This window comes from Dissulfurispira sp., from assembly GCF_036745535.1.
Taxonomy (GTDB): domain Bacteria; phylum Nitrospirota; class Thermodesulfovibrionia; order Thermodesulfovibrionales; family Dissulfurispiraceae; genus Dissulfurispira.
This window is the reverse complement of record NZ_DAIOFX010000002.1, coordinates 13630-26766: the sequence shown is the minus strand read 5'-3', so window position 1 is coordinate 26766 and position 13137 is coordinate 13630. Positions and strand designations below refer to the sequence as shown.

At 44.8% G+C, this 13137-nt stretch carries 14 protein-coding genes and 2 pseudogenes; all 16 read left to right on the top strand.

Annotated elements, in window-relative coordinates; all coding sequences use genetic code 11:
* The gene (fliG, locus tag V7L97_RS00850; protein ID WP_333652378.1) at positions 1 to 981 is read left to right on the top strand and encodes a flagellar motor switch protein FliG; all 981 of its coding nucleotides are present in this window, start codon (positions 1 to 3) and stop codon (positions 979 to 981) included.
* Complete coding sequence (locus tag V7L97_RS00845; RefSeq protein ID WP_333652376.1) at positions 959 to 1606, top strand: FliH/SctL family protein; 648 nt, start codon at positions 959 to 961, stop codon at positions 1604 to 1606. The genes fliG and V7L97_RS00845 overlap by 23 nt, the downstream gene beginning before the upstream one ends.
* Complete coding sequence (gene fliI / locus V7L97_RS00840) at positions 1572 to 2897, top strand: flagellar protein export ATPase FliI (RefSeq protein ID WP_442891716.1); 1326 nt, start codon at positions 1572 to 1574, stop codon at positions 2895 to 2897. Before V7L97_RS00845 ends, fliI begins: the two co-directional genes overlap by 35 nt.
* 90 nt (positions 2898 to 2987) lie before the next feature.
* Positions 2988 to 3428 carry a flagellar export protein FliJ gene (gene fliJ / locus V7L97_RS00835; protein WP_333652372.1) on the top strand — a complete coding sequence of 147 codons (441 nt, stop codon included), beginning with the start codon at positions 2988 to 2990 and terminating at the stop codon, positions 3426 to 3428.
* Complete coding sequence (locus V7L97_RS00830) at positions 3388 to 3930, top strand: MotE family protein (RefSeq protein ID WP_333652370.1); 543 nt, start codon at positions 3388 to 3390, stop codon at positions 3928 to 3930. The genes fliJ and V7L97_RS00830 overlap by 41 nt, the downstream gene beginning before the upstream one ends.
* 161 nt (positions 3931 to 4091) lie before the next feature.
* Positions 4092 to 5351 carry a flagellar hook-length control protein FliK gene (locus tag V7L97_RS00825; protein ID WP_333652367.1) on the top strand — a complete coding sequence of 420 codons (1260 nt, stop codon included), beginning with the start codon at positions 4092 to 4094 and terminating at the stop codon, positions 5349 to 5351.
* A gap of 10 nt (positions 5352 to 5361) precedes the next feature.
* Positions 5362 to 5790 carry a flagellar hook assembly protein FlgD gene (gene flgD / locus V7L97_RS00820; RefSeq protein ID WP_333652365.1) on the top strand — a complete coding sequence of 143 codons (429 nt, stop codon included), beginning with the start codon at positions 5362 to 5364 and terminating at the stop codon, positions 5788 to 5790.
* A gap of 22 nt (positions 5791 to 5812) precedes the next feature.
* Complete coding sequence (locus V7L97_RS00815; protein ID WP_333652363.1) at positions 5813 to 7129, top strand: flagellar hook protein FlgE; 1317 nt, start codon at positions 5813 to 5815, stop codon at positions 7127 to 7129.
* Positions 7130 to 7159: 30 nt separating this feature from the next.
* A complete protein-coding gene (locus V7L97_RS00810; RefSeq protein WP_333652361.1) occupies positions 7160 to 8839 on the top strand; it encodes a flagellar hook protein FlgE in 1680 nt (559 codons plus the stop codon).
* A 321-nt stretch (positions 8840 to 9160) separates the two neighbouring features.
* Positions 9161 to 9655 carry a flagellar basal body-associated FliL family protein gene (locus V7L97_RS00805; protein ID WP_333652359.1) on the top strand — a complete coding sequence of 165 codons (495 nt, stop codon included), beginning with the start codon at positions 9161 to 9163 and terminating at the stop codon, positions 9653 to 9655.
* Positions 9656 to 9724: 69 nt separating this feature from the next.
* On the top strand, positions 9725 to 10687 hold the full coding sequence (fliM, locus tag V7L97_RS00800; protein ID WP_333652356.1) for a flagellar motor switch protein FliM: 963 nt from the start codon (positions 9725 to 9727) through the stop codon (positions 10685 to 10687).
* A 73-nt stretch (positions 10688 to 10760) separates the two neighbouring features.
* Positions 10761 to 11045: pseudogene (gene fliN / locus V7L97_RS00795) on the top strand (flagellar motor switch protein FliN); the annotation flags it as partial.
* A gap of 43 nt (positions 11046 to 11088) precedes the next feature.
* Positions 11089 to 11352: pseudogene (locus V7L97_RS12805) on the top strand (FliO/MopB family protein); the annotation flags it as partial.
* A 42-nt stretch (positions 11353 to 11394) separates the two neighbouring features.
* Positions 11395 to 12129, top strand: a complete 735-nt coding sequence (gene fliP, locus V7L97_RS00790; RefSeq protein WP_442891715.1) for a flagellar type III secretion system pore protein FliP — start codon at positions 11395 to 11397, stop codon at positions 12127 to 12129.
* Complete coding sequence (gene fliQ / locus V7L97_RS00785; protein ID WP_333652348.1) at positions 12126 to 12395, top strand: flagellar biosynthesis protein FliQ; 270 nt, start codon at positions 12126 to 12128, stop codon at positions 12393 to 12395. The genes fliP and fliQ overlap by 4 nt, the downstream gene beginning before the upstream one ends.
* Position 12396: 1 nt before the next feature.
* Complete coding sequence (locus V7L97_RS00780; protein WP_333652346.1) at positions 12397 to 13134, top strand: flagellar biosynthetic protein FliR; 738 nt, start codon at positions 12397 to 12399, stop codon at positions 13132 to 13134.
* Positions 13135 to 13137 lie beyond the last annotated feature (3 nt).

Below are 13137 nucleotides of genomic sequence, written 5' to 3'. Positions count from 1 at the left end.
ATGAGAAAACTGAGCGGTGTGGAGAAGGTTGCCGCACTTCTTTCCATAGTGGGAGAAGATGCGGCCACACAGATTTTCAAACATCTCGATCCCCTTGAACTGGCAAGGATTGTCCCCATAATGGCAAAGGTAAAACTCTCTCCTGATGAGGCTAAATCAGTTATGAAGGATTTTTATGAGAAGGCTGAAACCGCCATGCTTTCAGTGGATGAAGATTATATTAAGAAAATACTCACAAAGGCATTTGGAGAAGATCAGGCAAAAAAATTGATGGAGAAGATCGAGAGCGGCGCCAGCGCCTTTGATATACTGAGATGGCTTGATTCGAGCGCCGTAGCCAATATGCTTGCGAGGGAACATCCTCAGACCATCGCCATTGTCCTCGCACACCTTGAGCCAACGCAGGCTGCCGAGGTCCTTACAAAGCTCCCGGAACACATAAAGATAGACGTATCTCTGAGGATTGCAAGCCTTGACCAGATTTCCCCTGCCATACTCGGAGAGCTGGAAGACGTCCTTCAATCGCAGCTCCAGAGCTACACAAGAGGCAGGAAGATCGGCGGCATCAAGACAGTGGCAGAAATAATGAACCAGATGGACAGGGCCTCGGAAGATCTAATTTTAAAGAACATAGAAGAAAAAGACCAGATACTCGCTGACGAGATAAGAAAGCTCATGTTCACATTTGACGACCTCATCCATATCGATGACAGGGGCATACAGATGGTGCTGAAGGAGATAACCACCGATGACCTTGCACTTGCCTTAAAGATGGCATCCGATGAGTTAAAGGCAAAGATATTCAAGAATATGTCACAGAGGGCAGTACAGATACTGAAGGAAGAAATGGAGGCAAAGGGTGCGGTCAGGGTCTCGGATGTTGAGAAGGCCCAGATGAATATCGTGAGGGTGGCAAGGAAACTGGAAGAAGAGGGAAAAATAGTTATCGGGGGCAAGGGTGGAGAAGAAGTCATCGTCTAATAACGCACTTGATTCTGTCCAGCCTTACAGCCCCGTACAGTTTGAAGAAGACACCTCGCTTAAAGAAGCACATAAGAAGGAGATAAAAGAAGAGGATATCCATGCACGGGTAAAGGCATCCGAGAACGAAGGTTACGAAAAAGGCTATGCTGCGGGTTACGATAAAGGGGTAAAGGATGGCGAAAAGGAGACCGCATTAAAGCTCAAACGCCTTGAGGGGATTATTAAGGAACTGGAGGGTTATAAGGAAAAAAAAACCAATGAACTGCTGCCCTGGATTATAGATCTCTCTCTGGAAATTGCAAAAAGGGTCATACATAAAGAAGTGGAGCTGGATAAGAACATAGTAATGTATATTGCCCAGGATGCAATAAAGAAGGTAGAAGAAAGCGAAGAGAGCATAGTGATAAAAGTGAATCCTCTGGATTACGAGGTGATAGTTGCAAATATCAATCTGTTAAAGGAACAGTCAGGCTTAAAGAATATTTCTGTTGAGCCTCAATCCACCATATCTCCAGGCGGTTGTTACATAGAGATGCAGACCGGAGAGATAGATTCGAGGATCGAGGAGCAGATGAAGGAAATCCATGATGCCATCAACACAGCAACTGATAGAGAAATGTAAGGACCTTGTAAGGGAAACAGACCCTATTAAAGTCTATGGGAGGGTAAACAAAGGCGTAGGCCTTGTTGTCGAGGGTCTGGGGCCACGGGCTAATATCGGCGACGTATGCCAGATACAGCCAAACGGTCTTTCGGAGGGACAGTTAATAGAGGCCGAAGTTATCGGATTTAAAGAGGGCAAGATGCTTCTGATGCCCCTCGGCGACATCAGGGGTATTGGTCCAGGCTCCAGAATAATAGCACGGGGAAGGCAGAGATATGCAAGGGTCAGCGAGGAGCTTCTGGGCAGGGTACTTGATGGTCTCGGAAACCCTATCGATGGAAAAGGACGCATAACAGGACAGCTTTATCCCATTTACAACGAGCCTATCAACCCACTGCACAGGCGCAGGATTTCAGAACCACTCGACCTCGGTATAAAGGCTATAAACACCATGCTCACTTGCGGCAAGGGGCAGAGGATCGGCATAATGGCAGGAAGCGGCGTTGGAAAGAGCGTCCTCCTCGGCATGATGGCAAGGAATACAACCGCAGATGTCAATGTCATAGCCCTGATCGGTGAAAGGGGCAGAGAGGTGCGGGAGTTTATAGAAAAAGATCTTGGTGACGAAGGACTTAAGAGGTCTGTAATTGTCGTTGCCACATCGGATACATCGCCGCTGATAAGAATAAGAGGGGCATTTGTTGCCACTGCCATTGCCGAATACTTCAGGTCTCACGGAAAAAGCGTGCTTTTTATGATGGATTCTCTAACAAGGTTTGCCATGGCACAGAGAGAGATAGGACTTGCAGCAGGCGAGCCGCCGACAACAAAGGGCTATCCGCCGTCGGTATTCAATCTTCTTCCAAAGCTTCTTGAAAGGGCAGGCACATGCGATGGCTCAGGGACAATCACAGGACTTTATACGGTTCTTGTGGAAGGCGATGATATGAACGAGCCTATTGCCGATGCAGCCAGATCAATTCTTGACGGCCATATAGTACTTTCGAGGGAACTAGCGAACCACAACCAGTATCCTGCCATAGACGTACTGCAGAGCATAAGCAGGCTGATGAAGGATATAACAGACGACAGGCATAAGATGCATGTGGAAAAGGCTCTGGACATAATGGCTATTTATAAGAGGTACGAGGATGTAATTACCATAGGCGCTTACAAAGAAGGAACCAACCCGAAACTTGACTACGCAATAAAGATGATGGACAAACTAAGGGCATTTCTGAAACAGGACATAACAGACAAGGTTACTTTTGAGGAAGGGTTAAATGAGTTATATAGATTATTCGAGTAGCGAAAAGGTAAATGTGTTAATGAGTAAATGGGTATATGGGTTTAAATTTTTCACTCATTCACTCATTCACTCATTTACTCATTAACGCTTATGAGGACTCCCCTTGAAAGCCTTTTGAACCTTAAGATATGGAAGGAGGACGAAGCAAAGAACAGGTTTGCTGTCCTCCTTAAAGAGCTTGCAACGGAAGAAAGGCGGCTTTATGAATTGGAAGATCGGTACAGCTCTACCGGCAAAAAGTTGGAGTGTACGGATGAGCTGGTAAATATCGATGAGATAAAAAGGTTGAATGAATATCTGGAACATTTATTGATAAGGATACATCGCCAGAAAGGGATTATCCTTGAAAAGGAGAGACAGGTGGAGGATGCGAGGAAGGTGCTTGTTGAGGCTTCAAAAGAAAAGAAGATATTCGAGAAGCTCGATGAAAGACATAAGTCTGCTTTAAAGAAAGAATACAAGAGGAAGGAACAGATAGGGACAGACGAGCATGCTGTTACAGGACATCATAGAAAGAAAAGTAGCCAGTAGCCAGCGGCCAGCGGCTGGTAGCCAGGAACAAGTAACCAGTGGCCATGAATTATACAAGGCATTTTTATTTTTATTGATTACTGGCTACTTGCTCCTGGCTACTGGCTACTTTTCTTATGCGCAGCAACCTGCAGCACAACAGAGGTCTCTGCCAGCATCTCTTGAAGAGGAAAGGCTTACTATACTTAAGGCAGACATTAAGAAAGAAATCGAACGACTTGAAAAACTCAAAAAAGAGATAGAAGAAGTACAGAAGGCCTTAGATATCAAGATTCAGGAAGGACTGCTCAAAGTAGCAAAGATGTACGAAGCAATGCCTGCTGAAGAGGCAGCGAGAAAACTGGAAAAACTTGACGAAGATGTAGCGGTGATAATATTAAACTCCCTCAAGCCGAAAACTGCCGGCAAGATACTTGCTCAAATGGAAAATGACAAGGCAGCATCCCTCTCAAAGAAGATACTCATAAAAGGGAAAGTTCTGCAGGAAAAAACTTCCCGGTAGGAAAAAAAATCCCACCCGTCAACGACAGGCAAAGGCAGAAGTTAAGGTTAAGATTAGTAAATATTAAAGTTTTTTCTTTACCCTGACCTCTACCTTAACCTGTTTTTAATCGGGCATATCTCTTGCTTATCCTTTTCTCAAATCCGCATGGAGGTTAATGGATGTTTACTAATATTATGCAGCCGAACATGAATGGAGTTGGAGGAACACCCTTTGCTTCAAATATTCAGGTCAATAATATTAATGGGCAAAATGGCTTTGATACCGACAGTTTTATAAAAATCCTTACTGCCATAGTGTCCGGATTTAACGATACAGTAATGAATTTAGAAGGAGGTTTGTTTGCAGGCAAGGATTCCCAGCCGATTACTGTCGATGACGTGTCAAAGGGTTTGTTTGTGGGCAATGACGGCAATGTTGTTGCGGGAGAGACCCTTTCGGGTATTCTGCAGCAGATGATATCACAGATGCAGTTGATCGGAGTCTCCCAGCCTGTAATTGCCATAAATCAGGATAATCAAAAAACAATAGAAGTACCCAATAATCCAACTTCGCAGATACACGTTAATGTTAACGGCAATACTGCGTTGGTAAATTTCATTATGAAATCTGAGGACGGGATGCAGAAGGTTAAAGTCCATACCAATGACAATTTCAATGCCAATTCCGATGGGAACGCTTTTGTGCAGATTAAGACAATGGCAGATACAGTTAACGGACAGGAATTTCAGAATATTATTCCTAAAAACGATAAAGGGGACAGTCCCTTTTTAAAAGAGGGAATGTCCCCTTTATCCAACTCTGCTTCTGCTATGATCCGCAATATCGGCAATGATCAGCATATGCATATCAAAACAACCCTGAGCAAAAAAGATCTCGAATTTAATTTCAGCATCCTGAATAAAAAAGAAATCGAACCTGCTGTTAACATTTCCGATGCTAAAACGCATCTTGTTGTTAACGAAAAAGATGGAGGTATGATTGCCTCAGCATCACACCTTTACAATGCGCCCTATGTTAAAAATGATTCAGCAATCGTGGTAAAGGAGCCGATACATATAAGCAGACTGCATGAGCTTGGCGAGGTAATGGAAAAGACAGTAAAGGCAGGCGATAAACACCTGATAATAAAGATCGAGCCGCCTGACTTAGGAAGCATTCAGATAAAACTGGGGATGGATAACGGTATGCTGAGGGCTGATCTGAAGGTTGACTCGCCTGCTGTTAAGGATCTGTTTTCTATGGCAATCCCTCAGATAAAAACATCTCTAGAGGATTCCGGCATTAAGGTGAGCGATTTTTTTGTGGATGTGAAAGAGGATTATTATTCTGACGGCAGAAGGCAGCAGGATGATACGAATCAGCAACAACACAAACAGAATAAGGGATCTAAATCTCAGTTCTTTGATTATTTCGCATAGGAGGTGAAGTATGGGATACATGACACCAATTTTAAGCGACTCTTCGTATACAAAAACAGTTGACAGCCAGGGGAATACAAAGGTAAAGAAGGAGTTGGGCAAGGACGATTTTTTGAATTTATTGATAGCCCAGCTAAAGAATCAGGACCCGCTCAATCCAATGAAAGATCAGGAATTTATCGCGCAACTGGCAACATTCAGCAGCCTTGAGCAGGTAAGCAATATGAATAAGAACCTGGAGGAGTTTCTGAAGCAGCAGAGCTATCAGAATGCGACAGTTGCATCTACCATGATCGGTAAGGAGATAACAAGTATTGAAGGTGAAAAAGGTGTTGTGGCAAGCGTGAAGATAGAAGACAGCGGCGTTTATCTTTCAGTCAACGGCAAGAATATAGCATTTAACGATATTAAAGAGATAAAGAATCCGTCTACAGTTTAAGTAAAAGGAGATTTTAATGGGCATGATATCATCTATCTTTACAAGCGTAAGCGGTCTTATTGCAACCGAAATAGGTCTTTCAGTTGTAGGAAATAATGTTGCCAACTTGAATACAACCGGGTTTAAAAGCAGCCGCATGTTGTTCAGTGACGTGTATGGCTCAGAGCTCGACAAGATAGGTAAAGGAACGCGCTCCCATACAATCACAACACAGTTTGCGCAGGGTGCTGTTCTGAATACCAGAAATCCACTTGATTTTGCAATTAGTGGCGATGGGTTTTTTATTGTAAGGGACAGCATTAAAAATAGAGACTATTATACAAGGGCAGGAGAATTTTTCCTTGATAAAGACAGTATCATAATAAATCCCGATGGATTAAGGCTTCAGGGATACCCGGCAGATGCTGCAGGCAATATTGCACAAACCCTTAGTGATATAGAAATACTGCCCAAGAATGCTAATGGCGTACCCATAATGTCCGCGCAGGCAACGTCCAGAGCCGAGATTCAGATAAACCTCAGCGGAAGCCCCACAGAGACTATTTACCCGGCGGGAACGCTCCTCGATCCATTAGATCCTACTAAAGGCCCTGCGGCAGGCACATACAATCACAGCATTGCAATGACGGTTTATGACAGTGAAGGCAACACCCATGCTGTGCAAATCTACTTTAAGAAGACGAGTTCCACCATAGGCGTCGGCTCAACATGGGATGCCCATGTTATATGGAATTCGGGCAAAACAATTACTAATTATCGTGAGCAGATAATAAGCAATCTTACATTTGATACAAACGGAAACATGACAAGTCCGGTCGGACCTTCAAGTGTTAACCTGACATGGGATACGGATGACTGGGATGGCGATATTTCAACACCGCCGACAACGCCTGCTGCTCAGGCAGTTGCTACAGATTTTACCGGCTCAACCCAATATGGCTCTCCGTATTCCACTGTATTCCAGAATGTGGATGGTTATCCTGAAGGAGGGCTCACAAGCTTTAAACTGGATAAGGATGGCATACTTTATGGCCTTTACTCAAACGGACGGGATAAGAAAATAGCCCAGCTTGCTCTGGCAAAATTTGTAGCGCCGACAGAGCTTGAAAGAATTGGAAGGAATTTGTTTGCGGAAACTTATTGGTCAGGGCAAAGGACAGATGTAACACCAGGCACTGGGGGAGGTGGAAAGATATCCTCAAATTCCGTTGAGACGAGCAATGTTGATTTGGCAGAGGAGTTTGTGACGATGATAATGTTACAGAAGGCATATAATGCCAACAGTGTGGCATTATCTACATCGCTTGAGATGTTAAAGAGTTGGGATAATATTATTTAAACTTTCGAGCTTTAGTTAAGGAGGTTTGCCATGGGAATGTTGACATCGCTTTTTACAGGTGTTAGCGGTCTTGCTTCAAACGGACAGGGATTGTCAGTTGTAGGCGACAATATCGCCAATGCGAACACGGTAGGATTTAAGGGCAGCAGGACGGTCTTTGCGGATATCCTGAGTTCTTCGCTGGGGGGCAGCAGCGCCTTCCAGGTAGGAAGGGGTTCTTTTATTCAGAATGCCCAGGCTGTATTCGGGCAGGGCACACTCGAGACCTCATCCAATCCCCTCGATATGGCAATTGAAGGGGACGGTTTTTTTATCCTTCAGGATGCTGCCGGAGCCCAATTCTACACAAGGGCAGGGCAGTTTAATCTTGACAAAGACGGCAATATAGTCAATCCAGAGGGTCTGTTGCTGCAGGGGAAGCTGCTCACAGGAACACAGGCAGGACAGGTGAGCACCATAAATGTGGCGTCTCTGAACAGCCCGCCGAATCCAACTTCCAAGGTTAAAGTATCTGCAAACCTGAATTCGGCAACTGCTGCAAAAGACCCTCTGAGCGGTACTGCTGATTCATTCACTATAGATGCCTCAAATCAGACCATTGTATTTGAGGAAGCTGGAACTCGTCTTACCGCGACCATTAATCCTGGCACTTATGACGGCGCCGGTCTTGCCACTGCGATTCAAAATGCCTTTAATAATGCTCCCGGCAGAACTCTTGATTATACCGTAAATTACACTGTCGGTGCAGATGGCAGACCGCCACGGTTTGTAATTTCCGCTAACGGCGCTTTTACGCCTCTTTGGGGAGATGCAGACACAACGGCTGAGCAGATTCTTGGTTTCAGGTCTATTACACCTGCTGCTGCAGGCACTTCATTTACAGCCGATTATGTTGCGGTTGGTTTTGACCCCAATAAGGCTTCAAATACATCGGATTTCTCCACATCCATTACTGTTTACGATTCCCTCGGCTATGGCCATCTTATTACTGTCTACTTCAGGAAGACTGCAGAATCCGTTGATCTTGACGGTTCGGGGACGGATACCATTACTGGAAACAGATGGCACTACTATGCAGTTGTACAGTCTGCGGATAGCACTCAGGGACAGGTACAGATTGGAGCGCAGGGCTATCTCGAATTCGATACGGATGGGCGTCTTGTAAGGGATATCCAGCAGTATGGAAATACGCCGGGCGCGGCCTTTGATTTCACAGGCGGCGTAACGCAGTCCCAGACCATAGATTTCGATTTTGGTACAGGCACGGCAGCGGGTGGCAGCGGACGTGATGCAACAACCCAGTACGGCTCTGCTTCGTCTGTTATATTCCAGCAACAGGACGGATATGCCTCGGGTAGTTTGAAGAGCCTTACTATCGACAATACAGGAACAATGGTCGGGACATTCACCAACGGACAGACACTGAAGATTGCAGAGATTTATCTTGCAAGGTTTATAGCCCCTACCATGCTTACGAAACAGGGAAGAAACCTTTACACCGAATCAGCTGCTTCAGGCAGCCCGATCATAGGCTCTCCCAATACCTCAGGAAGGGGCAGGGTCATGGCAAGCTCCCTTGAGACATCAAATGTGGACCTGGCAGAAGAGTTTGTTAAGATGATTGCGTATCAGAGAGGCTTTCAGGCGAATGCGAGGGTTATTACCACTACAGACGATATGCTGACAGAATTAATGCAGCTTAAGAGATAGCAGTTAGCAGACAGCAGACAGGAAAAAATCTGGGCACAAAGGGGACTGTCCCAGATTTACGGACTGAGTGAAGTGAAGTCGTAGAATCGGGACTGTCCCCGTGAATAATAGTTGACGCTTTGACGGTTAGGTTGCGATAAAAAGCTATCTAACCGTCATTTTTTTGACCTCCATGCCCCAAATTTCTTATAATTCAATTAGTTAATCTTTGGCACAGTAATTGCACTTATAGCGTTTTTTATAACGGTGTTATGCCATAATGCTATAACACGATAAAGGCTATAATACTATAACGCTACAACGAAAATATGGAGGTATTTTATGGTTGATGAGAAAAAAGAGAAATTAGAAGGCGAAAAAGAAGGTCGGGAGCCGAAAAAGAAAAAGGGGAAGAATTTGATTTTGATTATCATTATTGCAGTTGCTGTCCTGGCCGGCGGTGCAGGTGCATTCTTCTTTTTCACAAAATCAGGCGGTAATAAGGCACAAAAGACTGAAGAGACAAAGGCTGCAGAAGGAGTAACATTTGCACTTGAGCCATTTGTCGTTAACCTAAGCGACCCGACAGGGACAAGGTTTTTAAAGGTATCTTTGCAGCTTGAGCTTACCGGGCCTGCTGTTATGGAAAAGGCAAAGACAAAGACCCCGCAGATAAGGGATGCGATTATTACGCTCCTTACAAGCAAGACATCCGATGCATTGATCTCTCCTGAAGGCAAACTGCAGCTTAAGGACGAGATAAATATAAGGATTAACCAGGTGCTTGGAGAGAACTCAGTAAAAAATGTATATCTTACGGATTTCGTAATGCAGTAAAAACAAAGTGAATGAGTAGATGGGTAAAAGAGTTTATGAGTGACTCATTAACTTATAACAAGGAGTAAAATGGAAGATATTCTTTCGCAAGAAGAAGTTGATGCGCTACTAAAAGGAATAGCAGAAGGCGCTGTAGAGACCGAGAAGGTAGAAGAGGTCTCAGGCATAAAGCCCTATGACTTTACGAGTCAGGAAAAAATCGTCAGGGGGAGAATGCCTTCCCTCGACATAGCGAACGAAAGGCTCGCCAGAAACTTCCGCCTGTCTTTGTCTGCAGCGATCAGGCGCATGGTTGATGTAACCAACGTGAATGTCAATATTACAAAGTTCTATGACTTCATGCGCGGCGTTCCTTTTCCATCGAGTATAAATGTTTTCAGGATGGAGCCGCTGAGGGGCTTTGGCCTTCTTGTGTTCGATGCACCGATGATATTCAGCCTCATTGAATTTTTCTTCGGCGGCACAGGTAAGGGCTATTACAAGCCTGAAGGCAGGGAGTTCACCCCTATAGAGCAGAAGATAATACACAAAGTGGTGATGATGTTCTTCAATGATATGCAAGAGGCATGGAAACCCATCTATCCGGTAATACCCACGTATGTGCGCTCCGAGATGAACCCGCAGTTTGTTACCATCGTTACCCCTGTGGATGTGGTGATAAAGGTCGAATTTGTCCTTGAGATCGAGGGTAAGCAGTGCCGGGCACTTCTCTGTATACCATATGGAACAGTAGAGCCGATAAAAGAAAAACTTTACAGTGCATTTTCTGCTGACAGGGATGAACTGGACATAAAGTGGCTTGAGAGATTAAAGGAAAGGCTTAAAGAGATTCCTGTAACTGTAACAGGCAGACTTGGAGATACAAGGGTCACGGTTCAGGATGTTCTTGATATGAAGGTATCGGATGTAATAATCCTCAATCAGAGGGTAGACGAAGATATCAACGTACTTGTCGAGGGAGTCCAGAAGTTTAAGGGAAGATTCGGGATTTATAAAGGCTCGTATGCATTAAAAATAACAAAGGTTGTATAAGGCGTAAAAGGCGTAAGGAGGAATGAAAATGGCAGATGAAGTAAAAAATTTGGATGTACAGGAATTTCAGGGAGAGGCGCAATCGCCTCAGGTTTCCCAGAGGGATATAAATTTTATCCTCGATGTCCCCCTTGAGCTGACCGTTGTTATCGGCAGGACAAAGATTCTCGTTCAGGAACTGCTTCAGCTCGGTCAGGGATCTGTTATCGCCCTCGAAAAACTGGCAGGAGAGCCCATGGAAGTATACGTGAACGAGAGACTGATCGGCAGAGGAGAGGTTGTTGTTGTCAATGAGAAGTTCGGCATCAGACTCACTGACATTATAAGCCCGACTGAAAGAGTGAGGCAACTTAGGTAATGGAGTGTTGGAGTGATGGAGTAATGCAACATGGAGGGTTAATTTGGGCTTTGAGTTAATTAAGGTTACAGTTGCACTGCTGATTGTCCTCGGCGGTCTGTATTTACTCCTCAGATTTCTGAAACAGAGGGTTTTACCCAATAAAGGATTGATCGAGATTGTCCAATATCAGCCCTTTGGCCCTAAAAAGGGAGTTGCAATTGTTAAGGTTTTAAAGGAGTACCTTGTTCTGGGAATTGCTGATGAAAGCATATCCATTCTGAGCAAGCCTAACCCATCGGATGTGGAAGAAGCGATGAAACAGCAGCCAGCGATTACCAGCCACCAGCCACTCGGTATAAAAGATTTTATAAAAAGAAAATTTTTTTACTCTGCCCTATTGCCTATAGTCGCGTGCCTGTTGCCTGATTTATCTTTTGCTGCACCGGCGCCTCCTCCGCCTGCCGGAGGATTCCTTGGTTTAACCACCCCTCTTGAATTGCTCTTATTCCTCACACTGCTCTCCATACTGCCTGCAATCCTTGTCATGACCACATGCTTTACAAGAATTGTTGTGGTCCTTTCCTTTCTCAGGCATGCGCTTGGAACTCCACAGGTTCCTCCCACGCAGGTAATAATTGGTCTGTCCCTCTTCATTACCCTCTTTGTCATGTCGCCTGTTGTGGACAGGATTTACGCTGATGCCTACCAGCCTTATACAAAAAAGGAGATAAATGCGGAAGAAGCCCTTAACAGGGCAGGAGTTCCGTTGAAGGAATTTATGCTGAAGCAGACCAGGGAAAAAGACCTTGCGCTTTTTTTAAAGATGTCAAAATCTGAAAGGCCTGCAACACCCATGGATCTGCCGATGAGGGTTGTTATTCCTGCCTTTGCCATTGGCGAGCTTAAAAAGGCATTTGAGATAGGCTTTCTTATATTCCTGCCCTTTTTAGTCATCGATATGGTTGTTGCCAGTGTGCTCCTCTCGATGGGTATGGTGATGCTTCCTCCTATTATGGTCTCCATGCCTTTTAAATTGCTTTTGTTCGTCCTTGTTGATGGATGGGATTTGCTGATAGGCTCGCTTGTCGGAGGGTTTAGATGACCACCGAATTGCTTAACCAGATATCGAGACAGACCTTTGAGACAATATTGCTTGTCGGCGGGCCTGTATTGCTGGTCAGCCTTATCATCGGAGTGCTGATAAGTATTTTTCAGGCAATCACACAGCTTCAGGAAATGACAATGACCTTTGTACCGAAGATAATAGCTGTTTTCATTACCCTGCTCGTTGCACTGCCGTGGATGGTTAAGGTGCTGGTTGGATTCACAAGAAGCATATTCGAGAATATACCAATGTATGTGAGGTAAGATGGAGCTTTATAACCTTATAAACACGTATGCTGAAAAGTTCATCCCCGTATTCATAAGGGTTGCTGTTATCCTCTCTTTCATTCCGTTTATCGGGGCGCGAATGACACCAATAATGGTTAGGGCAGGGCTTGCCATTGCACTGACACTGCTCCTTCTGCCTGTTGCGAATGTGAAGACAGAAAGTCCGGTAAGGGCAGTTTTTGAGGCGTTCTTTATCGGCTTTGCAATAGGGTTAACAGCAAGGATAATCCTCGGCGCTGTTGAAACGGCAGCCCAGTGGATGAGCATAGAGATGGGAATCGGCGTGGCTGCTGTTTTTAACCCCATGTTTGGCGAACAGATCGGACCCCTGAGCCTTTTTTACACATTTATTTCCATGGGGCTTTTTTTCGTACTCGATATGCATCACTATTTCATCGAGGGCATTGCGCGCAGCTTTGATATCAGCAGCGTCCAGTACAGAGGAATACTCGATTCCATAATAAAGCTCAACTCTATTTTGTTTCCGCTGGCCTTTAAAATAGCAGCCCCTGTCATTGTTGTTCAGGTATTGATCAATCTTGCCATGGGCTTTCTTTCGAGGGCACTGCCGCAGGCCAATATACTCTTTATAAGTTTTCCGCTGCTCATTGCCAGCGGGATTATTTTTATGGCGCTTTCATTGCCACTTGTATTGATGGTCGTTTCAAAGGCCTTTATGAATGTAAAGGATGCGATAATGGTCTTTACGAGGTAACAG